The organism is Stutzerimonas marianensis, from assembly GCF_022810315.1.
Lineage (GTDB): Bacteria > Pseudomonadota > Gammaproteobacteria > Pseudomonadales > Pseudomonadaceae > Stutzerimonas > Stutzerimonas marianensis.
In genome coordinates this window covers 297,244-319,868 of the sequence record NZ_JALGRD010000004.1, presented here as the reverse complement: position 1 = coordinate 319,868, position 22,625 = coordinate 297,244, and the positions used below count along the sequence as shown (strand labels likewise).

Below are 22,625 nucleotides of genomic sequence, written 5' to 3'. Positions count from 1 at the left end.
ATTCGGCCCTACAGGATCTGCCAACCGATCGGCCCCGCACGCACCGTAGGGGCGAATTGATTCGCCCGGCGGGGTTCCGGCTGGCACTTCGGTGAAACCCCGTACTCCGCGGGCCGAATAAATTCGGCCCTACAGGATTTGCCAACCGATCGGCCCCGCACGCGCCGTCGGGGCGAATTTATTCGCCCGGCGGGGTGCCGTCTGGCACTTCGGTATGGCCCGTACTCCGCTGGCCGAATAAATTCGGCCCTACAGAATCTGCCAACCGATCGGGCCCGCACGCACCGTAGGGGCGAATTTATTCGCCCGGGGGGGTGCCGTCTGGCACCTCGGTATGGACCGTACTCCGCTGGCCGAATAAATTCGGCCCTACAGGTTCTGCCAACCGATCGGGCCCGCACGCTCCGTCGGGGCGAATTTATTCGCCCGGGGGGGTGCCACCTGGCACTTCGGTAAAGCCCCGTACTCCGCTGGCCGAATAAATTCGGCCCTACAGGATTTGCCAACCGATCGGCCCCGCACGCGCCGTAGGGGCGAATTTATTTGCCCAACGGGGTACCGTGTGGCACTTCGGTGAAGCCCCGTACTCCGATGGCCGAATAAATTCGGCCCTTCAGGTTCTGCCAACCGATCGGGCCCGCACGCACCGTAGGGGCGAATTTATTTGCCCAACGGGGTACCGTTTGGCACTTCGGTGAAGCCCCGTACTCCGCTGGCCGAATAAATTCGGCCCTACAGGTGCCGCCAACCGGTCGGCCCCGCACGCACCGTAGGGGCGAATTTATTCGCCCGGGCAAATAAAAACCCCGCCAGGCAGCGGGGTTTCGGGTGCATGGCGGATCAGCGCTGGGCGACCGCCCGGTCCTTCGGCAGCTTGAAGGTCCAGACCATGCCGCCCTGGTTGAAGTCCTTCACACGCTTGGCGACTTCGCCGCCCCACAGCGGAACAGCGCCGCCCCAGCCAGAGAGGACGGAGACGTACTGCTCGCCATCCATCTCCCAGGTGACGGGCGAGCCGACGATGCCCGAACCGGTGTTGAACTCGTACACCTTCTTGCCCGTCTTGGCGTCGAACGCCATCAGGAAGCCCTCAGGGTTACCCGTGAACACCAGGTTGCCCTTGGTCGCCAGCACACCGCCCCACAGCGGCGCGTAATTCTCGTAGCGCCAGACTTCCTTGCCGGTCTTCGGGTCGATGGCGCGCAGCACGCCGATGTATTCCTCGTTCAGCGGATGGATGGTGAAGCCGGCACCCAGGTAGGCCGCGCCCTTCTTGTAGGCGACGCCTTCGTTCCAGATGTCCATGCCCCACTCGTTGGAGGGCACGTAGAACAGTCCGGTGTCCTGGCTGTAGGCCATGGGCATCCAGTTCTTGCCGCCGAGGAAGGACGGTGCGACGAACACCGACGAGCCCTTGTCCGCGTCGCCCGGCTTGCCGGGGCGGTTGGCATCGTCGTAGATCGGGCGCCCGTCCTTGTCCAGGCCCTTGGCCCAGGTGATCTTGTCGACGAAGGGGAAGCCGCGGATGAACTTGCCGTTGGTGCGGTCGAGCACGTAGAAGAAGCCGTTGCGGTCCGCGGTACCGGCTGCCTTGATGGTCTTGCCGCCTTCCTGGTAGTCGAAGGAAATCAGCTCATTCACCCCGTCGAAGTCCCAGCCGTCATGCGGCGTGGACTGGAAGTGCCATTTGATCGAGCCGTCCTCCGGGTCCAGCGCCAGTCGCGAGGAGGAATACAGGTTGTCGCCCGGGCGCAGATGCGAGTTCCAAGGAGAGGGGTTGCCGGTGCCGAACAGCAGCGAGTCGGTGTCCGGGTCATAGTAGCCACCGAGCCAGGGAGCAGCGCCGCCTGTCTTCCAGAGGTCGCCCGGCCAGGTCTTGCCGGCTTCGCCGCCGGAGATGCCGTTCTCGACCTTTTTGCCGTTCTTCATAACGTAGCCCATGTGGCCTTCGACCGTTGGCCGGGTCCAGAGCAGTTCGCCGTTCTTTGGGTTGTAGGCTTCGATCTTGCCGACCACGCCGAACTCGCCACCGGCCACGCCGGTGATCAGCTTGCCTTTGACCACCATCGGCGCGGCGGAGATGGAGTAGCCGGCCTTGTAGTCCGCCACTTCCTTCTTCCAGACGACCTTGCCGGTGTCCTTGTTCAGCGCGACCAGCTTGGCATCGAGGGTGCCGAAGATGACCATGTCTTCGTAGAGCGCGACGCCGCGGTTGATCACGTCACAGCACGGCATGATCCCGTCGGGCAAGCGCGCGTCGTACTGCCACAGTTCCTTGCCCGTGCGGGCGTCGACGGCGAACACGCGCGAATAGGAACCGGTGATGTACATGACGCCGTCCTTGACCAGCGGCTGGGCTTCCTGCCCGCGTTGTTTCTCGCCACCGAACGAGAACCCCCATACCGGCCGCAGCTCGGTCACATTATCGACGGTCAGCTTGTCCAGGGTGCTGTAGCGCTGGCCTTGCAGTCCCAGCCCATTGGTGACGATCTGATCGGTGGATTTGGCGTCATCGAGGATTTCCTGATCGGTGACTGCCCACGACGACACGCTGGATAACGCCACGGCGGCGCAAAGCGCTTTCAGGGCGAAGGGCTTGCGAAGACCGGTGTGCTTCATTGCGGCTACCTCTGCGGGTTCATTGTTATCGTCGCCGGGAAGTTTTCCCGGTGTGTTGCGATTCTTCGATGACGGCCCTTTGCCAACAATTGAACGCAGTACCGATTTCCGTAGTTCCTTGGTAGCAATACCCGGCCGCTCGCACGAGACAGGCCACGCCCAGCGGTGTAGCGCGACAATCATCCGGTAAATGGACGCCCGGCGACGACGGACAACCGATACAGTAGGCACCTATCGATGTGCGCCGCCCTCCCCCGGGCCTCGCCGATGGCTACCGTCTGTTTTTCCCTCAAGGTTCGAAATGAAAGAAACCTGGTCCCCCTTTCCCTGGGTGTGCTTCGCCATGTGCGTCGGTGTGATGGGCACGGCCCTGATCTCGCCGCTATACCCGCTCTACCAGGCCGCCTGGGCGCTGCGCACCAGCGAGATATCGCTGATCTACGTGGTGTACATGGTTGGCGCGCTGTGTGGCCTGCTGTTCATGGGGCGTCTGTCGGACACCCTTGGATTTCGCCGGGTCATGATGGCCGGGCTGCTGCTCGGCTGGTTCGGCACCCTCCTCACCATGCTCGCCTGGCATCTCACCAGCCTGAACATCGGGCGCTTCGCCGTCGGGCTTTCGTCCAGCCTGATCGTCACCAGCGCTTCCGTGGGCCTGGTGCAGATCTCGCGCGAGGGCGCGTCGCAACGGATATCGACCATCACCAGCTTTCTCCTGGCATTCGGCTTCGGGCTCGGGCCGATCACGGGCGGCATCATCGGCCAGTGGTTCGCCCATCCGCTGGTCTCGACCTACGTGCCGACGCTGGTGCTCGGCGTGCTGGCGGTCTACGCCCTGATGCGCGTCGAACTCAAGGGGACGAGCGCGCCGGCACCGCAGGCCCCGAGCTGGCGCGCCTTCGTCCCTCGGCTGGCGTGGGCGGACCGCGCCGACTCGCTCGCCTTCGCCCTGACCTGCGCCTGCCCCTTCTTCGCCTTCGGCGTGTTTGGCGTGTATGCCTCGATGGCGCCGCTGTTCCTCGACCAGATGGTGCCCTGGCACGGGCCCATCGTCAGCGGCACCGCAATTGGCGTGATTCTGCTGGCCTCGGCAACCGTACAACTGTTGTCCGCGCGGATGAGCCTGCGCTGGTGCGGCCTTCTCGGCCTGCTGGCCGTGGTGCTGAGCAACGCCATGCTGGTGCTCAACTTCAGACTGGGGTCGCCGACCGTGTTCATGATTGGCGTCTGCGGCGCAGCCATCGGCCACGGCCTGTGCCTGCTGGCCGGCATCAGCATGGTCAACCGGATCGCACGTCCGGCGCAGCGCTCGGGCTTGATCTCGACCTATCTGGTGTGTGGCTACGTGGGCAGTATCGTGCCACTGATCGCCGCCGGCTGGATCGCGGACCATTTCGGCCTGGCCACGGCGATCACCATTCTGGGCCTCGCCGTGATCGCCCTGGCAACGCCCTCGGCAATCGGGTTCTTTCGGCACCCGCGGATGCGCGAAAGCTGAAGGGCTTGCCGAAGCCTTCGGCGAGTCCGATCACTCGCAGCCAACCAGCCGATAGCCGACGCCGGCTTCGGTGGCGATGAATCGAGGCGCTGAGGGATCGTCGCCCAGCTTGCGCCGCAGATGCCCGACCACCACCCGCAGGTAATGGCTGTCACCGCTGTGACTCGGGCCCCAGATGTCCTTCAGCAACTGCTGTTGCGTGACCACACGACCGGCGTGCCGGGCGAGCGCCGCCAGTACGGCGTATTCCTTACGGGTCAGGCCAACGTCCTGCCCATCGAGGCTGACCCGCCGATAAGCGAAATCGATACAGAGGGGCCCGGAAATCCGCTGCGTCGGCTCGATTGAGGCACCCTGCCCCTGGCGCAGTAGTGCACGCACCCGCGCGAGGAATTCCTGGATACCGAATGGCTTGGTGACGTAGTCGTTGGCGCCGTTGTCGAGGGCCTTCACCTTTTCCGATTCGCCGGAGCGTACCGACAGCACGAGCACCGGCGCCTGGCTCCACACACGCAGCTCCTCGAGTACCGACTGACCGTCGATATCCGGCAAGCCCAGGTCGAGCACGATCAGATCGGGCTTTTCCAGCGCGGCGATGGCGAGGCCTTCATGGCCATTGGCGGCCTCCTTTACCTCATAGCCCTGAGAGTTGAGGCTGATTCTGAGGAACTTGCGAATCTGCGGCTCGTCGTCGACGACCAATATGCGCGCGGACTGATTCAAGAGGCATCCTTTTCGAGTTCGGGCTGAGGCTGTAGCGGCAATTCCAGGATGACGCCCGTCCCGCGCCCGTCGAGCCCGTCCGTGACCGCCACCCGACCGCCATGAGCACCGATCATGCCCTGGCAGATGGACAGGCCGAGGCCGGTGCCCGGGCCACCGCGGTCACCTCGCGCTGCGGTATAGAACATGTCGAAGATCTTCTTGCGTTCGGCCTCGGGTACGCCCGGGCCTTCGTCACTCACGATGAACCGCAAGGCCCGCGCATCGGATTCGACCGCGATCTCCAGGCGACCGCCAACGGGCGAGAAGCGTGCCGCGTTCTCAAGCACATTGACCAGCGCCTGTTCGATCAACGCCGGATGCACATACAGCAGCGGCGGCGCGTCCGGCAGCCGCACGTCGAGCCGCAGGTCGGCGAGCACGCGTTTCAAGCGCTGCACGGCGCTGGCGACGATATCCCCCGGGGCCGTCCAGTCGCGGATCAGCTTCAGACCACCATGGCCAAGGCGTGTCATGTCCAGCAGGTTCTGGATGTAGCGATCCAGGCGCTCCGCCTCGTCGCGAGTCGCCTCGAGCAGCTCCTGCCGGTCGGACTCGCTCATGCTGTCGCCCAGGCTGGCCAGGCTGTCGATGGCGCCGCGCATGGCCGTCAGCGGTGTGCGCAAGTCATGGGACACCGAGGCGAGCAACGCGCTGCGCAGCTCTTCGGTCTGCCCATGAAGCCGGGCAGCCTCGAGCTGTTCGGCAAGCGTGGCACGCCCCAGTGCCTGGGACAGGGGTTGCGCCAGCGCCGCAACCAGGCGTCGTGTCTGTTGCGCGGTACGGCTGGGAACCGGGAGTTCGATTCCCAGCAAGCCGAGCGATCGCTCATCCCCGCTCAAGGGCAGCCACCACCAGCGTCCGCTTGGCAAGGTGTCCGTACCCTGCCCCGCGGGCTGGCCATGTTCGAACGCCCATTCCGCGGCCGCCAGCTCCTGTTCGGTCAGCGTCGGCGCACTGTCACCAAGGAACCTCCAGCTACCACGCCCTTCACGCGTGGTCACGATTGCCCGAAGATCGGTTGTCTGTTTCAGCTGGCGGACGGCAGCGGTGGCGACGGCCTGCGCGTCGGTGGCTGCGCCGAGCTGGCGGGAAAGCTCGAGCAAGGCCGTGGTGTCGGCCTGCGTCTGACGCAGGGCCTGGAACTGCCTGCGCTGTCGACTGGCCAGGTTGCCGGACAGCACGGCCATCAACAGGAAGAACACCAGCGTCAGGACGTCTTCCTGCCGTGCAACGATGAAGGTGAAGGTCGGCGGGATGAACAGAAAATCGTACAGCAGGAAGGACAGACCGGCGCAAGCCAACGCCGGCCCGAGGCTGCTTCGTACCGCGACCACGAGCACCGCGGCGAGAAACACCAGTGAGATGTTGGGCAGCGCAAGAAAGCGCGACAGCAACAGGGCGATAGCGGTCGCGCCCCCGGTGGCGAGTACGGCGAGCAGGTAGTCTCGCCGGTTCCAGGCCTTGCGGCTCGGAGAGCGAACGGGCTCGTCGGGCGGCGTCTGCGCGAGCACGCTGATCTCCAGCCCGCAACCAGCACGGATTAGTTGCTCCGCGACGGAAGGCTGCCAGATGGCCCAGCGTCGACGGGCCCGACCGCGTCCGCCGACCAGCAGGACACTCGCACGCCGCGCCGCCGCATGGTCAAGCAGCGTTCTCGCGACGCGCTCGCCGCGCAGCTCCACGACCTCCGCACCAAGGCGCTCGGCCAGGGCCTGCGCGGTCTGCAAGCGCGCCAGTTGAGCCTCGTTACGGCTCGTTCCGGTATCGACATGCACCACGGACCACGGCAAATGGCGGCGTTCGGCCACGCGTGCCGCGTGCCGCACCAGGCCTTCGGCCTCCGCATTCCCGGCGATGCCGACCAGCAGGCGGCCACGCACGGCCGGGGCAGCCTGTCCCAGCAGGCGATGGCGACGATGCAGGTCGGCGTCCACACGAGCGGCGGCCGTCTGCATGGCCAGTTCGCGCAGCGCTGTCAGGTTGGTCTGGCTGAAGAAGGCATCGATCGCGGCTCTCGCCTGCTCCGGCACGTAGACCTTGCCTTCACGCAGGCGCTCGAGCAGTTCACGAGGGGGCAAATCGATCAGCAGGATGTCATCGGCCTCCTGCAGCACCCAGTCAGGCACCGTCTCCCTGACCTGCACGCCGGTAATGGCGCGCACCTGATCGTTGAGACTCTCCAGATGCTGAACGTTAACCGTGGTGTAGACATCGAGGCCCGCATCGAGCAGCTCGAGTACGTCCTGCCAGCGCTTGGCGTGCCGGCTGCCCGGTGCATTGCTATGCGCCAGTTCATCGACAAGAACCAGTTGCGGGCGGACGTTCAGTAAGCCGTCGAGGTCCATTTCCTGCAGCGCCACACCTCGGTGGTCGCGCCGGACCATGGGCTGCTCGACGAGGCCGACCCGCATGGCTTCGGTTTCGGCACGGCCATGGGTTTCGACAATGCCGATCCGCACGTCCCGCCCAAGCTGCCGCTGGCGCTGCGCGGCCTGAAGCATGGCGTAGGTCTTGCCGACTCCCGGAGCCGCGCCGAGAAACACCTTCAGCTGACCCCGCCCCTCACGGGGCGAATCCAGGAGCAGCGCATCGGCACGTTGGGCGTCGCTCATCAATTTCTCTCGGCGAAATCGGGAGCTGGATTCTCCGCCAATGCCAGATTCAGAGCCAGCACGTTGACGACGGTCGGCCCTATCCAGGGCCTTTGCGCATGCACCCGAACCAGCGCCACCAGTCGCTGCGATGGTATCCCCCGCGCCGCCGCGATCCTCTCGGCCTGGAACAGGGCGGCCTCGAGACTGAGATGAGGGTCCAGGCCGCTGCCGGACGTGGTGACCAGCTCAAGCGGCACGGGTTTTCCGCGCGTCCCTGCCCAGTCCGCTGCGTTTTGCCGCACCTGCTCGAACAGTACGGGGTTGCTGGGCGCCAGGTTGCTCGCCCCACTCGCCACCGTTGCGTAATCGACAGCCGATGGACGCGGGTGGAACCACTGCGCGCCTTCGACGGGCTGCGCCAGCAGCCAGCTGCCCCTGACGCGCCCGCTTTCGTCGCGCACCAGGCTGCCATTGGCCTGCTCGTCGAACGCCAGCTGCGCCAACGCGGTGACCGACAGCGGATACAGAATGCCGGTGAGGGCTGTCATCGTGACCAGCGCGGCGAGCGCGGGCCGTACATGCTTGAACATCATGGGTACTCCGGCAGGGCGTGCTCAGACGAGCCCGACATGGATCAGTAGAAGGTCGATCAGCTTGATGCCGGCGAAGGGAGCCAGCAGGCCCCCGACGCCATATATGAGCAGGTTGCGCCGCAGCAGGCTTGCCGCGTCGGCGGCCTTGATGTTCACGCCGCGTAATGCCAGCGGAATCAGACCGACAATGATCAGCGCATTGAAAATGATCGCGGAAAGGATCGCGCTCGCCGAGCTGTGCAGCTGCATCACATTCAGCGCGTCGAGCTGCGGGTAGATGCCAATGAACAGTGCCGGAAGAATGGCGAAATACTTCGCCACGTCGTTGGCGATCGAAAAGGTCGTCAGGGCGCCACGCGTCACCAGCAGTTGCTTGCCTACCTGAACCACGTCCAGCAATTTGGTCGGATCGGAATCCAGATCGACCAGATTCGCGGCCTCGCGGGCGGCTTGCGTGCCGTCGTTCATGGCCAGACCCACATCGGCCTGCGCCAGGGCCGGCGCGTCGTTCGCACCATCGCCGCACATGGCGACCAACCGGCCCTCGGCCTGCTCTTGCCGGATTCGCTGAAGTTTCTTCTCCGGCGTTGCCTCGGCGATCACATCGTCCACGCCTGCCTCGGCGGCGATGGCAGCCGCGGTCAGAGGATTGTCACCGGTGACCATCACCGTGCGGATGCCGAGCTGGCGCAGCGCGGCGAAGCGCTCGCGGATGCCAGGCTTCACCACGTCCTTGAGATGGATCGCGCCAAGCAGTCGCTCGTCGGCACAGACCAGTAGCGGCGTCCCGCCACTCTGCGCGATCGCCTTGATCTCCCTCGCCAGCACCTCCGGTAGCTGGTCGCGGCCAAGGCCAAGGTGGGCCAACACGGCGTCCACCGCCCCCTTGCGATAGCGCCGGCCGTCATGATCGGCGCCGGAGAGACGGGTCTCGGCCGTGAAGGCGATGCTGCGTAGCTCGCCAGCCACCGGTGCCTGGACCGGGTCAAGCGCGCGCAGGTACTCGACGATCGACTTACCCTCCGCGGTATCGTCAGCCAGCGACGAGAGCAGCGCGGCCCAGCTGAGTTCGGTCGCAGTGACGCCAGGAGCCTTGAACATCGCCGTGCAGCGACGATTCCCGAAGGTAATGGTGCCGGTCTTGTCGAGCAGCAGGACCTGGACATCACCCGCAGCTTCCACGGCGCGGCCCGACTTGGCGATCACGTTGAGCCGGACGAGACGGTCCATGCCGGCGATACCGATGGCCGAGAGCAGCCCGCCGATGGTGGTGGGAATCAAGGTCACCAGCAAAGCGACCAGGTAGATCAGCGGGATGTCCCCGCCGGCGAACCGGGCGAACGGCTGGAGCGTCGCGACCACCACCAGAAAGATCAACGTCAGGCCGATCAACAGCACGTCCAGCGCAACCTCGTTGGGCGTTTTCTGTCGCTTGGCGCCTTCGACGAGCGCGATCATGCGGTCCAGGGTGGACTCGCCGGGTTCACTGGTGATGCGCACATGCAGCCAGTCGGAGACGACCCGAGTATTACCCGTGACCGCCGAGCGATCTCCCCCGGACTCACGGATGACCGGCGCCGACTCGCCCGTGATGGCCGCCTCGTTGACCGCGGCGATGCCTTCGATGACCTCCCCGTCGCCGGGAATGAGTTCACCCGCCTCGACGCGCACGACGTTGCCGCGTCGTAGCGTGCTCGCCGGTACGCTTTGGTAGTTACCCGCCTGGTCCAGCAGGCGCGCTTCAAGCCCCGTCGCGCCGGCCTTGAGACTATCGGCACGCGCCCTGCCGCGACCTTCGGCCAGGGCTTCGGCAAAGTTGGCGAACAGCACGGTAAACCAGAGCCAGAGCGCAATCTGTACCGCCACGCTGGTCGCCACCATGGGGTTCGGCAGCAGGCACAACAGTGTCGTGCATATCGCTGTGATTTCGACGACCAGCATGACGGGCGAGCGCCACAAACGGCGTGGATCGAGCTTGATGAATGCCTGCAGAAGTGCGGGTCCGCACAGGGAGCTGAATTCGGTCGCAGCCGGCTTCGCCGCCCTATCGATTGTCATGTCGGGCATGTTCATCACAAGGCTCCTTGGGACGCGGTGAGCAGGGAGAAGTGTTCGGCGACTGGCCCCAGTGCCAGCGCAGGAAGAAACGTGAGGCCACCGACGAGCAGGATCACCAGGCTCAACAGCACGACGAACAGGGCCCCATGGGTGGGAAAGCTGTTCGCATCGACCGGCACCGACGCTTTCGCCGCCAGGCTTCCGGCGATGGCCAGCACGGGCAGGATGAATCCGAAGCGCCCCAGCAACATGGCCAGGGCCATCATCAGGTTGTGATAGGGCGTCGCGGCGCCGAAGCCGGCAAAGGCCGAACCGTTGTTTCCGGTCCCGGACGTATAGGCGTACAGGATCTGGCTGAACCCATGCGGTCCGGGGTTGCTGATCGACTCGGCCGGTCCCGCGAAGCTCACGCCCAGCGCGGTCAGTACCAGCACGCCGAGCGGCATGACCAGCAAGGTCGCAACCAGCAGCCGAACCTCCTGCGCTTCGAGCTTCTTGCCCAGGTATTCCGGCGTGCGGCCAATCATCAAGCCCGCCAGGAACACGGTGACAAGGACGAACAACAGCATCCCGTACAGCCCGGCGCCCACACCGCCGAAAATGATCTCGCCCAGCATCATGTTGAACATGGGCACCAGACCGCCCAGCGGGCTGAAGCTGTCGTGCATGGCGTTGACCGATCCGTTCGACGCCGCGCTGGTGGCCGTCGCCCAGAGTGCAGAAGCCGTAATGCCCAGCCGGCTTTCCTTGCCTTCGAATGAACCGCCCTGCTCGACCGGCAACGCATTGAAGGCCGGGTTCGGTTGATGTTCGGCCAACAAGGTGGCACCGAGCCCGAGGCAGAACAGCACCAGCATGCAGGCCAGGATCGCGCGGCTTTGACGCAGATCGCGAACGTAGTGGCCAAACATGAATACGAGGGCCGCCGGAATCAGCAGAATCGAAGCCATCTCGAGCAGGTTGCTCCAGGCCGTCGGGTTCTCGAACGGATGCGCGGAGTTGACGCCGAAGAAGCCGCCGCCGTTGGTGCCCAGCTGCTTGATCGCGATCTGGCTGGCGGCCGGGCCAAGCGGAATGCTCTGTTCCGAGCCTTGCAGCGTGACGGCACTGACATAGCTATGCAGGCTTTGCGGGACGCCCTGCCACACCAGCAGCAGAGCCAGCACCAGGCTCAGCGGAAGCAGGCCGTAGAGCACGGCACGCGTCAGATCGACCCAGAAATTGCCGACGTCACGAGACGAGCGACGTGCCAGCGCTCGGCAGAACACCACCAGCACCGCCAGGCCGACCGCCGGACTGACGAAATTCTGCACGCCGAGCCCCAGCATCTGGCTGAAATAGCTCAGTTGCGCCTCACCGCTGTAGGCCTGCCAATTGGTGTTGGTGACGAAGCTCACCGCTGTGTTGAGCGCCAGATCCCAGCTCATGCCGGGCACGGCCTGAGGATTCAGCGGAAGGTGAGCCTGAAGCACGAGGATGGCGAACAGCGCCAGCAAGCTCGCCGCGGTCAGCGACAGCAATGCAAGGCTGTAACTTTTCCAGTCCTGCTCGCGCTCGCCATCCACACCCGCGAGGCGATAGCACAGGCGCTCGACCGGCTGCAGCACGGGTGTCAGCCAGGTGCGCTGGCCCTCCATTGCGCGGTACAGGTAGCGACCCAGCCAAGGCGCCGGCAGCAACACCATGAGAAAGAAAGCCGCGATCAGCCCGTAGTCATTGACGTTCATGCGACCCCCTAACGGCGTTCGGCGCGTAGCAGCGCTGCGAGCAGATAGACGAACAGGAGGATGGCCAGGCTCAGTGAAAGCCCGTCGAGAAAGGACATGGGATGGCTCCGTACGACGCGTGATTGCAGGTACGGAGATGGTCGGCCGGGCGCGCGTAAAGATTCGATTGCCGAACCGCTTTGCCGGCGTAAAGAACGCGTATTTTTCTGTTGCGGTTGTGGGTACGCGGGGCTCTGGTCAAACCCGCCCCAGGTACCGGAGGGGCTCGATGCCTCACTCCGCCTGGTACAGCTCCGGCAATTCGTAGCGCAGACCGTAGCGCGCGTAGAGGCGTTCGACGTCACCGTCGCGTATCAAGGTTTCCAGCTCGCCTTCCAGCGCATAGGCCAGTTGGCGGTTGGATTCGTGCACGGCCATGCCCAGGTCCCACGCCTGCTTGCCCATGTTGGGGTAGGCGTTCTCACCGAGCCTGAGGTGACTGTCGCGGGCCTCGTGCAGCAACCAGTCGATCTCGCCGCGCATGGCCATGGTGGCGTCGACCTCCCCGGCCCGCATGGCCGCGAACGCCGCCTGGGCGGTCGGGTAATGGTGAAGCATCTTGGCGATGCTGCCGTTGAATACCGAGGCCAGGTAGAACGACGGCACGCTTTCGACCTCGACCCCGACCGGGTGGTAGCGCAGCACGCCGACACTGGACAATGCCTTCACGCGGCGATCGTCATAGGCCGACTGCCAGCGCTCGCGCTGGTACGGCCCGAACATCACCACCAGCTCGTTGATCAGCTCGCCCAGTTCGTTCTGTTTGTAGGCGAACTCTCGATCGTAGGGCACGCGCATCATCACGTCGGCGAGCACGTTTGGCCGCAGGTAGTGGCCTTTCCAGATGAAGTTGCGCAAGTCATCGTCGAGCGTTTCGTCCGGCGTGACCCAGAGCAGCTCGACCTTCAGCCCCAGGCGCTCGGCCAGTGCGTTCGCCAGCTCGACATCGACGCCGCGCGGCTCTCCGTCGGCGATGAAGCTGTACGGCGGAAACCGCTCGTACATGGCGACCTTGAGCACGCCCGAATCGATGATGTCGTCGTACGCGCGGACCTTGACGATATCCGCCCGGGCCAGCGCGCAGGCCAGCAACAGGCACAGACCTGCGAACAACTGGCGCATGGCGATCACCGCTTGGCTGCTTCGCTTTCGATATAGGTACGGATCGCCCAGAGCGCTTCCTGGCTGAGGTAGTCGGCCATGCGCGGCATATACACGGCACCGTCGCGCACCGCACCGTTGATCACGCGCTCCTTGTACCACTCGTCACCGTCGTAGCTGGCTTCGAGCTCACGCAGATCGGGGGCGATCCCGCCGGAGATCGCCTCGAGGCCATGGCAGCGGGCGCAGTTCTGGTTGTAGGCGGACGAGCCGATCTCGACGGCCTTGTCATGGTCTTCGCTGGGTGCCCGATACGGGTTCTCGTCTACCCATTCCTCACCCAGCGGCGTCAGGCCCTTGGTTTCGACCTTCTGGGGCGTGACGTCCCCGTGGGCCAGGGCCAGGCCGGCGAAACCCAGCAGACCTGCAGCGAAGAGCGTGCGCCGTGCGATTTTATTGTTCATGGCTACCACCGTTGGTTTTCGAGTACTGAGCAAGGCCGCCCCAGTCGGAGCGCGTGCTGAGCATCTTGGAGGCCGTGCGGGATCAGCTGAATCCTGCTTTGGTGGTCGGCATCTCCTTCCTTGGTAGTAGGGCGATTGGCGCCTGCGCGGCACTCATGGAGCCAGGCGAAAACACAGATCTCGACTGGCCAACCTGGAGATGAGTAGGCTGAACAAGGCCGATCTCGCCGGCGCCAACCTGACGACGCCAATCTGTAGATGGCAGATTCAACGAGGCCAATCGGACGGACGCCGCCCTGTCCGGCGCACGCCGGCACTACGCGACCTTCCAGGGCACCGCGACGGGCAGCTCCCGCGATTGCCCGGTTGAGTGGGACAAGAGAAACTGCGCATCGGGAGCCAAGCCGCACCCCCGTCGTAACCCTTTGGCTGCCTCGGTTGACGCAATGCCCTCCGCGCTTCGGTGCGGCATTGCCACGAAGGCATTCGATGCTCCATCGGCGCTATGAACCGGCTATTGTCTGAAAGCCTCTCCTACCGTCTTGCCGTTTCCCCTGCCGAGTACCTCGATGCCCCTGATCCGCATTCCCCTGATTACCGACCTGGACACCCTGCCCCGCCTGGAGCCACTACCCAGCGAGCGCATCGTCACGCCGGAGACACCCGCGCAATTGGCCGAAGCGGTCGACGCGCTCATGGCCTGGCGCCACGTAGGCTTCGATACCGAATCCAAGCCGACCTTTCGAGCAGGGGAGGTTTCTACCGGGCCGCATCTGATCCAGCTCGCCACGCCGGAGAAGGCCTTTCTGTTTCAGGTCGGCGTCGAGGGTGCAGTCGCAGCGGCGAGGACGGTGCTGGAGGCCACACAGGTGTTGAAGGTGGGCTTCGGCCTGGGCAGCGATCGTTCGCGCTTGCGCACGCGGCTTGACATCGAGTTGCGCCCGTTCATCGACCTCGGCACGACGCTGCGCTACCAGGGCAAGAAGGGCCAGGTCGGCTTGCGTGGCGCTGTGGCGGGCGTACTCGGCGCCCGTGTCAGCAAGTCACGGAGCATTTCCACCTCCAACTGGGCCAACCCGGTCCTGAGCGAGGCGCAGCGTCGGTATGCCGCAAGCGATGCGTATGCCGCGCTGCAGGTCTTTCTCGCATTGGGCGATGACCCCGAACGGCTGCTGGCCGACCGCATCATGCCGCTCGGCAATTCAACCCCATAGGTCGCTCCATCACGCACCCGCTGCAACCCCTCGGTCGCGATGGCGTCTACCCCACAGACGCTCACGAGGAGGTGCAGGTGGAAGGCATGTTTTTCAGCGGCTGGTCGACACTGGTCCGCACTCTGGTCATCGGCGTGCTCGCCTACATCAATCTGATCGTGCTGCTGCGCCTTTCCGGTCGCCGGACGCTGTCGAAGATGAACGCCTTCGACCTGATCGTCACCGTCGCGCTGGGGTCGACCTTCGCCACTATCCTGCTCAACCGCGATGTGTCGCTCGCCGAGGGCACGCTGGCGCTGGCGCTGCTTATCGGCCTGCAATACCTGGTTACCTGGACGAGCGTGCGCGTGGGCTGGGTGAGAAAGATGGTGACGGGCGAACCCGCCCTGCTGTTCTACCAGGGCATGATGCTGGGCGGCGCGATGCGGGCGGCGCGGGTAACCGAGGATGAAGTCCGCTCGGCCATCCGTTCGAGCGGCCTGTCAGCACTGGACGAGGTCGAAGCGGTCATTCTCGAAACCGACGGCAGTTTCAGCGTGGTGAAGGCTGGCTCCGCCGATAGCCGCTCCAGCCTCTCCGGGGTGATGACGCCGGGCCCGCGCGACGTACCGCTCTGAGGGCCCGGGATGTATCTGTTATTGAATATCGACGTGGCGGATCTCGACCGTGGTGTCCGCTTCTATGAAGCGGCGCTCGGCCTGCGTTACAGCCGTTCGCTGTTCGACGGAGGCGCCGCCGAAATGCTTGGCGCCGGGTGCCGTCTCTACCTGATCGAACGAGCGGAACCGGATCCGGCACCGGCCGGCGCCGCGCATCCCTGGTCCCGGCACTGGACGCCCATTCATCCTGACTTCGTCGTTCCGGACATTGCCACCGCCACTGCCCGCGCCGTCACGGCCGGCGCCCTGCAGGAGACGCCGATCCGTCCGTTCGAATGGGGCCAGCTGGTCACGCTGAGCGACCCCTTTGGCAACGGCTTCTGCCTGATCGAGTTCGTCGGCGAGCCCTACGAAGTACCCCGCCACGCCTGAGCGCAACGGTGCCTCTGCACGGTAGTTTCACCTGCTGTCAACGACGGCGGACGCCTCCACGCGCTTTTTTGATGAACGGCATTGAAGAACGGTTTGGCTATGCCGAGAACGTGGAGGAGCAAGCGTTGCTCGCCTATTCATCGGGTACGGAACTATGTTCAACAAGAAGCTGAAGCAAGAGCTGGCCGAGTTGCGCGAGGAAGTCGCGACCAATCGCCAGATCAAGGAGTCGTTGTACAGGGAAATGATGGTGCTGGAGGTCGACACCCAGGGTCGCGTTCAGCATGCCAACCCGATGTTCCTCAGCGAGATGGGGTACCGTCTCGAAGACCTCGTCGGCCGGCCGCTCGATAGCTTCTTTACCGATGAATTCAAGAAGGAGCCCAACTACGCCAGCCTGAAGAGTTCAATGCAGCGAGGCGAGCATCTCAGCGGCGCCTTCCGCCTGCTACAGGCCAACGGCAACGAAGCCTGGCTGCGCTCGATCTGGCAACCGATCAAGACGGCCGACGGCACCCTGCGCCAGTTCACCCTCTGCGCCAACAACCTGACCCGGACCATTGCCACCTCTCGCGAGCATGAGAGCGTGATCAGCGCGCTCAAGCGCTCGACCGCCGTCATCGAGTTCGACCTGGGCGGTCACGTGCTCACCGCCAACCAGCAATTTCTCGACGGCATGGGTTATCGCCTGGAACAGATCAAGGGCAAGCACCACCGCATGTTCTGCGAACGCGAAGAAACCGAATCGCCGGCCTACCGGGACTTCTGGGCACGTCTCAACCGTGGCGAGTTCGTGGTCGACCGTTTCAAGCGTGTCGACTCGCACGGACAGATCGTCTGGCTGGAGGCTTCCTACAACCCAGTCCACGACGTCTACGGCAAGCTCTACAAGGTGATCAAGTTCGCCACCGTCATCACCGACCAGGTCAACCGCGAGATAGCCGTCTCGGAAGCCGCGACCATCGCCTACAGCACCTCCCAACAGACCGACCTGAGTGCCCAGCGCGGCGCGGCGGTGGTGCAGCAGACGGTCGACGTCATGCGTCGCATCGCCAACCAGATGAAGGAGGCGTCGGACGGCATCGAGGCGCTGGACAAGCAATCCCAGCTGATCAGCTCGATCCTCAAGACCATCAGCGACATCGCCGACCAGACCAACCTGCTGGCGCTCAACGCGGCGATCGAAGCCGCCCGCGCCGGTGACCAGGGCCGAGGCTTCGCAGTCGTGGCCGACGAAGTCCGCCAGCTGGCGGCACGCAGCAGCAAGGCCGCCGAAGAGATCGTCGGCGTGGTCGGCAAGAACCAGGACCTGGCTCAAGCCGCCGTGCGCAGCATGTCGGCAAGCCGCAGCCAGGCCGAAAGCGGGTTGGATTTCGCCAACCAGGCTGGCGCAGTCATCGTCGAGATTCAGGACGGCGCCCAGCGTGTCGTGAGTGCGGTCGGCCAGTTCGCCAGTCAGTTGCACAACTGACGGCGACTCAGCCAGCGCTATCGTCGCCGTAGACATCGCGCCATCCCCAGCCGTCCGCTTCGAGCAACGCGCCGAGCCTGTCGCGGCGCTGTGCTTCGTTCAGCCAGCCATGCCACCGAAGTCTGCACCCGCCTTCAGTGGCCGACCACGACCTCGCTGATCTGGCGGATCGGTGCCAGGTCGGTGTAGTTGGCGATGTCGGCGACAATCTCCTCGGCATGGGGCGCGAAAGCCGCCTGGAACGCCTCGAGCGACTCGCAGAAGATGTGGCACATCGCGACGTAGGGTGCCGGCACATCGGCCGGCCCGGTCAAGGCCCGGTCGATCGTGTAATACAGGCAGGCATCACCCAGGCGCGCCTTGAGCAGCGGCAGGTGCGTGTCTCGGTAGTAGTCGTGATCGAACCGTGCCCCGGGGGTATTGGGGTACATCACGCTGACCTTGATCATGGTGGCTCCTTGTAGAGACGGCCGGGTATCGGCTGAACGGCTCTGGACTATGGCACAGCGAAACGGGCCGCGCTCGTCTCACCCCGCAGCCGCAGCCCGCTAGGAGGCGCTGCCCCGCGCCGGTTTACTACCTTGGTACACAGCCACCGGTACTTTCTGAATATTTCCCCTGCCCGCCATGGTTCCTATGCTGGCCGCAACGCCACAGGAGTCGTCCATGCGCCCTCTTCTTTCATGTGCCGGGTTGGCCCGCGCGGGCTGGCTGATCGCCCTTGCCTGCTTCGCCGGCATCGCCAGTGCCGCACCCGAGGGTCTGGCGGTGCGCATCGGCTACCTGGCCTATCGGCCCGACACCGGTCCGTTGTTATCCAACGTCATTCCCGAGCCGAGCGACGCGGGCCTGCGCGGCGCGGAGCTCGCCATTGCCGACAGCAACACCACCGGGCGCTTTCTCAAGCACAGCTACAGCCTGCAGAGCGCCGAAGGCGAGACGCCCGACGCCCTCCTCGAAGCCGCCCGCGCGCTGCATGCCAAGGGCTTGCGGCTGTTCATCGTGGACACCCCCGCCGCAAGCCTGCAGCAGCTCGCCGAGGCGATGCCCGACAGCCTGCTGATCAACGCCGGCAGCCCGGACGACCGCCTGCGTACCGCCCGCTGTCTGCCCAACGTGCTGCACACCCTGCCCAGCCGCAGCATGCTGGCCGACGCCCTCGCGCAGTTTCTCGCCGTGCGCCGCTGGAACCGCTGGCTGCTGATCAGCGGCCCGACCGCAGACGACCAGGCGTACGCCACCGCGCTCAAGCGCGCGGCCAAACGCTTCGGCCACAGGATCATCGAGGAAAAGCCCTGGACCTTCGATAACGACCAGCGCCGCACCGCCCAGGCCGACATGCCGCTGTTTACCCAGGCCGACGAGTACGACGTGGTCGTGGTGGCGGACGAGCGTGGCGATTTCGGAGAATACGTGCCTTACCACACCTGGCTGCCGCGACCGGTGGCCGGCACCCAGGGCCTGACGCCGACCGGCTGGCACAAGACGGTCGAGACCTATGGCGCCGCCCAGCTGCAGAAGCGCTTCGAAGCCCACGCCCAGCGCTGGATGAACGACCGCGATTTCGCCGCCTGGATCGGCGTGCGCAGCCTGGCCACCGCCATCACCAAGCTGGGCACCGACGACGCGCAGGCCATCCGCGACCTGTCGCTCAGCGAGACGCTGCCGGTGGATGGCTTCAAGGGTCGCAAGCTCACCTTCCGTTCCTGGAATGGCCAGCTGCGCCAGCCCATCCCGTTGGTGCACCCGCGCGGGTTGGTCAGCAACTCGCCGCAGGAAGGGTTCCTGCATCAGACCAGTGAGCTCGACACCCTGGGCTTCGACCGCCCCGAAAGCGAGTGCCGACTGAGCGAGGCGACGCCATGAACCGGCTATGCGCAACCGCCCTGCTGCTCGCGCCGCCTGCCACGGCGAAAGCCGTCAGCGAGCAGCGGCAGGCGCTGACGAATACCTGCGGCGACTGGATATACCTGCCGCTTCCAAGGCCCGTCAACGGGCTGCACAACAACAAGAGAAGCCCACAATGACCCGAACGCTCCTTGCCGCCTCGATCACCTGCTCGCTCGCGCTCGTCGGCCCATACGCGCTGGCTGCGACCGCCTACGTTTCCAACGAAAAGGACAACAGCATCAGCGTGATCGACCTGGACACTCTGGAAACCGTCGAGACGCTCGAGGTCGGCCAGCGCCCGCGCGGCCTGACGCTGTCACGTGACAACACGCTGCTCTATATCTGTGCCAGTGATTCGAACACCGTGCAGGTCATGGACCTGGCTTCCCGCAAGATCATCAAGCAGCTGCCATCCGGTGCTGATCCCGAACAGTTCGCGCTGCACCCGAACAACAGATGGCTGTACATCTCCAACGAGGACGATGCGCTGGTCACGGTGGTCGACGTCGACAACGAGGAAGTGCTGGCGCAGATCGACGTGGGCGTGGAACCCGAAGGCATGGGCGTCAGCCCCGACGGAAAATGGGCGGTGAACACCAGCGAAACCACCAACATGCTGCACTGGATCGACACCGCCACCCACGAGCTGGTCGACAACACCCTGGTCGACCAGCGTCCGCGCCACGTCGAGTTCAGCAAGGACAGCAAGCGGCTCTGGGCGTCTTCGGAAATCGGCGGGACGGTCAGCGTCGTCGATGTCGAGCAGCGCAAAATCATCAAGACGCTGAACTTCAAGCTCAAGGGCGTGCACCCGGACAAGGTCCAGCCGGTGGGCATCAAGCTCAGCTCCGACGGCAAATACGCATTCGTCGCGCTGGGCCCGGCGAACCACATCGCGGTGGTCGATGCGAACACCTACGAGGTGCTCGACTACCTGCTGGTCGGTCGCCGGGTCTGGCACATCGCGTTCAACCTCGACGAAAGCCAGCTGCTGACCACCAACGGTGTCAGCGGCGATGTCTCTGTGATCGACGTCGGCTCGCTCAAGGTGGTCAAGTCGATCAAGGTCGGCCGCTACCCCTGGGGCGTGGTGGTGGCGCCATGAGCGCCCTCGAGGTCGAGAACCTCGGCTTCGCCTATGGCGCGCGCGAGGCGCTCCAGGGCGTGGGTTTCCGGACCGCGCCGGGCCGCTTCACCGCCTTGCTGGGGCCGAACGGGGCCGGCAAGTCGACGCTGATCGCCCAGCTGACCCGCCTGTACGAACTGCAGCGGGGCGACATCCGCGTCGCCGGTTTCAGCCTGCGAGAGCGCCCACGCGAAGCGCTGCGGCGCCTGGGCGTGGTGTTCCAGCAGAGCACCCTCGACCTGGACCTGACCGTCGAGCAGAACCTGCGCTATCACGCCGCGCTGCATGGCATGCCACGTGTGGTGGCGAACGAGCGGATCGCGCAGGAGCTGCAACGCCAGCACCTGGCCGAGCGCGGCCGGAGCAAGGTGCGCGAGCTCAACGGTGGCCATCGCCGCCGCGTGGAAATCGCCCGCGCCCTGCTGCACAAGCCGAGCCTGCTGTTGCTCGACGAGGCCAGCGCCGGGCTCGACCCCGCGAGCCGCCGCGCCCTCAACGAACACGTCCGCGCCCTGTGCCGGACCGAGGGCATGAGCGTGCTCTGGACGACCCACCTGCTCGACGAGGTGCAGGCCGACGACGACCTCCTGATCCTCGATCGCGGCCGACTGGTGGCCCAGGGCCGCGCGGGCGAACTGTCCGCTCCTGACGGCGATCTGGAACGCACCTTCACCCGCCTCACCGACAACCCGGTCGCGGCCTGATGAGCCAGGCCCAGATGATTTCGGAGCTACCCGCATGACGGCCTATTGGGAATGCCTACGGGCGATCGTGGCGCGCGAGTGGCTGCGCTTCGTCCAGCAGCGCTCGCGTTTTCTCAGCGCACTGGTCCGCCCGTTGCTGTGGCTGGTGGTGTTCGCCGCCGGCTTCCGGGCGGCGCTGGGCATCGCCATCATCGAGCCCTACGACACCTACATCACTTACGAAACCTGGATCGTGCCCGGGCTGGCCTGCATGATCCTGCTGTTCAACGGCATGCAGGGCTCGCTGTCGATGGTGTACGACCGCGAGATGGGCAGCATGCGCGTGTTGCTGACCAGCCCGCTGCCGCGCAGCTTCCTGCTGGCGAGCAAGCTGCTGGCGACGGCGCTGATCTCGCTGCTGCAGGTCTACGCCTTCCTCGGTATCGCCTGGCTCTACGGCGTCCAGCCGCCGCCGATGGGCCTGCTCGCTGCGCTGCCGGCGCTCTTGCTGGTCGCCCTGCTGCTCAGCGCGCTGGGGCTGCTGCTGTCGAACGGCATCCGCCAACTGGAGAACTTCGCCGGGGTGATGAATTTCGTCATCTTCCCGATGTTCTTCCTTTCCTCCGCGCTCTACCCGTTGTGGAAGATGCGCGAGGCCAGCGAATGGCTGTACTGGATCTGCGCGGCCAACCCCTTTACCCACGCGGTCGAACTGGTGCGCTTCGCGCTGTACGAGCGCCTGAATCCGACGGCGCTGGGCATCTGCCTCGGTCCGACGCTGTTGTTCGCCCTGCTCTCGGTGCTCAGTTTCAACCCGCAGCACGCGGCGCTACGCCGGGCGGCCTGACCCTGGCTCTACTACTTTGGTACTGCTTTTCTTGTCGATCGTAGGATTTCAAAAGCGCAGACTTTGCTCTGTAATGTGGCCGACCGAAGTACCGGACGCCGTGACCTGGCCGTGCAGGAGCCGCCTGATCCAACTCGCCAGGCCACGCCTATTCGCACCTTGCTGCCCCGGAACGCCCTACCGATTCGCCCCAGCATAATCACAACAATGAGGTGACCGGCTGTGTACAAGATACTGATCGCTGACGACCATCCGCTGTTTCGCGAGGCCATCCACAACGTCATCCAGGATGGCTTTCCCGGCAGCGAGATCCTCGAAACCGCGGATCTGGACAGCGCCTTGAGCCTGACGCTCGAGCACGACGACCTGGATCTGGTCCTGCTCGATCTGAACATGCCCGGCATGCACGGCCTCAACGGGCTTATCAACCTGCGCAACGAAGCGCCGACCATTCCGGTCGTGATCGTCTCCGCCGAGCAGGACAAGCAGATCGTGTTGCAGGCAATCACCTACGGCGCCTGCGGCTTCATCACCAAATCCTCGCCCCGCGCGCAGATGACTGAGGCCATCGAGCAGATCCTCAACGGCAACGTCTACCTGCCCTCGGACATCATCCGCAGCCAGAAGGCCGGCACGCGTCAGTCGCAGCACAACGAACAGAGCATCCCGCCGGAACTGCTCCAGGCCCTGACCCGCAAGCAGCTGCTGGTGCTCGAACGCATGACCAAGGGCGAATCGAACAAACAGATCGCGTACAACCTCGACATCGCCGAAACCACCGTCAAGGCCCACGTCTCGGCCATCCTGCGCAAGCTGAACGTGCACAACCGCGTGCAGGCGATTCTCTCGGCCGGTGACATCGACTTCACCGCCTACCTGCGCCGATAGGTAGTCCGCACCGCGCT

The 22,625-nt window shown here is 64.9% G+C and carries 20 protein-coding genes; 10 read left to right on the top strand and 10 right to left on the bottom strand.

The genetic code is table 11. The features are described 5' to 3' along the window. Window positions 1-840: 840 nt before the first annotated feature. Window positions 841-2,619 (bottom strand): PQQ-dependent methanol/ethanol family dehydrogenase, encoded by a 1,779-nt coding sequence (locus MST27_RS09215; protein WP_243605667.1) that lies wholly within the window; start codon window positions 2,617-2,619, stop codon window positions 841-843. 301 nt (window positions 2,620-2,920) lie between these two features. Here MST27_RS09215 and MST27_RS09210 point away from each other — a divergent pair, with 301 nt between their 5' ends. Continuing rightward, complete coding sequence (locus MST27_RS09210) at window positions 2,921-4,117, top strand: MFS transporter (RefSeq protein WP_243605666.1); 1,197 nt, start codon at window positions 2,921-2,923, stop codon at window positions 4,115-4,117. 30 nt (window positions 4,118-4,147) lie between these two features. Here the strand turns inward: MST27_RS09210 and MST27_RS09205 are convergent, their stop codons facing one another. The 8 genes from MST27_RS09205 to pedF all read right to left on the bottom strand — a co-directional run bounded on the left by MST27_RS09205 (window position 4,148) and on the right by pedF (window position 13,458). Continuing rightward, window positions 4,148-4,840 carry a response regulator gene (locus MST27_RS09205; RefSeq protein ID WP_243605665.1) on the bottom strand — a complete coding sequence of 231 codons (693 nt, stop codon included), beginning with the start codon at window positions 4,838-4,840 and terminating at the stop codon, window positions 4,148-4,150. Then, on the bottom strand, window positions 4,837-7,494 hold the full coding sequence (locus MST27_RS09200; RefSeq protein WP_243605664.1) for a sensor histidine kinase: 2,658 nt from the start codon (window positions 7,492-7,494) through the stop codon (window positions 4,837-4,839). The genes MST27_RS09205 and MST27_RS09200 overlap by 4 nt, the downstream gene beginning before the upstream one ends. Next, on the bottom strand, window positions 7,494-8,066 hold the full coding sequence (gene kdpC / locus MST27_RS09195; protein WP_243605756.1) for a potassium-transporting ATPase subunit KdpC: 573 nt from the start codon (window positions 8,064-8,066) through the stop codon (window positions 7,494-7,496). The genes MST27_RS09200 and kdpC overlap by 1 nt, the downstream gene beginning before the upstream one ends. Before the next feature lie 24 nt (window positions 8,067-8,090). Next, window positions 8,091-10,136 (bottom strand): potassium-transporting ATPase subunit KdpB, encoded by a 2,046-nt coding sequence (gene kdpB / locus MST27_RS09190; protein WP_420864235.1) that lies wholly within the window; start codon window positions 10,134-10,136, stop codon window positions 8,091-8,093. 5 nt (window positions 10,137-10,141) lie between these two features. Continuing rightward, window positions 10,142-11,854, bottom strand: coding sequence for a potassium-transporting ATPase subunit KdpA (gene kdpA, locus MST27_RS09185; RefSeq protein ID WP_243605662.1), 1,713 nt, complete (start codon window positions 11,852-11,854; stop codon window positions 10,142-10,144). 8 nt (window positions 11,855-11,862) lie between these two features. Beyond that, a complete protein-coding gene (gene kdpF, locus MST27_RS09180; protein ID WP_243605661.1) occupies window positions 11,863-11,952 on the bottom strand; it encodes a K(+)-transporting ATPase subunit F in 90 nt (29 codons plus the stop codon). 175 nt (window positions 11,953-12,127) lie between these two features. Then, window positions 12,128-13,015, bottom strand: a complete 888-nt coding sequence (locus tag MST27_RS09175) for a substrate-binding periplasmic protein (protein ID WP_243605660.1) — start codon at window positions 13,013-13,015, stop codon at window positions 12,128-12,130. 5 nt (window positions 13,016-13,020) lie between these two features. Beyond that, the gene (gene pedF / locus MST27_RS09170; RefSeq protein WP_243605659.1) at window positions 13,021-13,458 is read right to left on the bottom strand and encodes a cytochrome c-550 PedF; all 438 of its coding nucleotides are present in this window, start codon (window positions 13,456-13,458) and stop codon (window positions 13,021-13,023) included. A 569-nt stretch (window positions 13,459-14,027) separates the two neighbouring features. Here pedF and MST27_RS09165 point away from each other — a divergent pair. From MST27_RS09165 to MST27_RS09150, 4 genes are all read left to right on the top strand, one after another. Further along, window positions 14,028-14,672: a 3'-5' exonuclease gene (locus MST27_RS09165; protein WP_243605658.1), complete on the top strand. Its 645-nt coding sequence runs from the start codon at window positions 14,028-14,030 to the stop codon at window positions 14,670-14,672. Between the two features lie 77 nt (window positions 14,673-14,749). Then, complete coding sequence (locus MST27_RS09160; RefSeq protein ID WP_243605657.1) at window positions 14,750-15,289, top strand: DUF421 domain-containing protein; 540 nt, start codon at window positions 14,750-14,752, stop codon at window positions 15,287-15,289. Window positions 15,290-15,298: 9 nt separating this feature from the next. Beyond that, window positions 15,299-15,703 carry a VOC family protein gene (locus MST27_RS09155; RefSeq protein ID WP_243605656.1) on the top strand — a complete coding sequence of 135 codons (405 nt, stop codon included), beginning with the start codon at window positions 15,299-15,301 and terminating at the stop codon, window positions 15,701-15,703. A gap of 154 nt (window positions 15,704-15,857) precedes the next feature. Further along, entirely contained in the window at window positions 15,858-17,174 is a 1,317-nt protein-coding gene (locus MST27_RS09150) for a methyl-accepting chemotaxis protein (RefSeq protein ID WP_243605655.1), read from the top strand. 134 nt (window positions 17,175-17,308) lie between these two features. On the opposite strand, the gene MST27_RS09145 is transcribed toward MST27_RS09150, so the two are convergent. Then, a complete protein-coding gene (locus MST27_RS09145) occupies window positions 17,309-17,623 on the bottom strand; it encodes an EthD family reductase (protein ID WP_243605654.1) in 315 nt (104 codons plus the stop codon). 217 nt (window positions 17,624-17,840) lie between these two features. On the opposite strand from MST27_RS09145, the gene MST27_RS09140 reads away from it, so the two are divergent. From MST27_RS09140 to MST27_RS09120, 5 genes are all read left to right on the top strand, one after another. Beyond that, window positions 17,841-19,040, top strand: a complete 1,200-nt coding sequence (locus MST27_RS09140) for an ABC transporter substrate-binding protein (RefSeq protein ID WP_243605653.1) — start codon at window positions 17,841-17,843, stop codon at window positions 19,038-19,040. Window positions 19,041-19,197: 157 nt separating this feature from the next. Further along, window positions 19,198-20,169, top strand: a complete 972-nt coding sequence (locus MST27_RS09135; protein ID WP_243605652.1) for a YVTN family beta-propeller repeat protein — start codon at window positions 19,198-19,200, stop codon at window positions 20,167-20,169. Further along, the gene (locus MST27_RS09130; RefSeq protein WP_243605651.1) at window positions 20,166-20,894 is read left to right on the top strand and encodes an ABC transporter ATP-binding protein; all 729 of its coding nucleotides are present in this window, start codon (window positions 20,166-20,168) and stop codon (window positions 20,892-20,894) included. The genes MST27_RS09135 and MST27_RS09130 overlap by 4 nt, the downstream gene beginning before the upstream one ends. Before the next feature lie 34 nt (window positions 20,895-20,928). Further along, on the top strand, window positions 20,929-21,720 hold the full coding sequence (locus MST27_RS09125) for an ABC transporter permease (protein WP_243605650.1): 792 nt from the start codon (window positions 20,929-20,931) through the stop codon (window positions 21,718-21,720). Window positions 21,721-21,942: 222 nt separating this feature from the next. After that, a complete protein-coding gene (locus MST27_RS09120; RefSeq protein WP_243605649.1) occupies window positions 21,943-22,608 on the top strand; it encodes a response regulator in 666 nt (221 codons plus the stop codon). Window positions 22,609-22,625 lie beyond the last annotated feature (17 nt).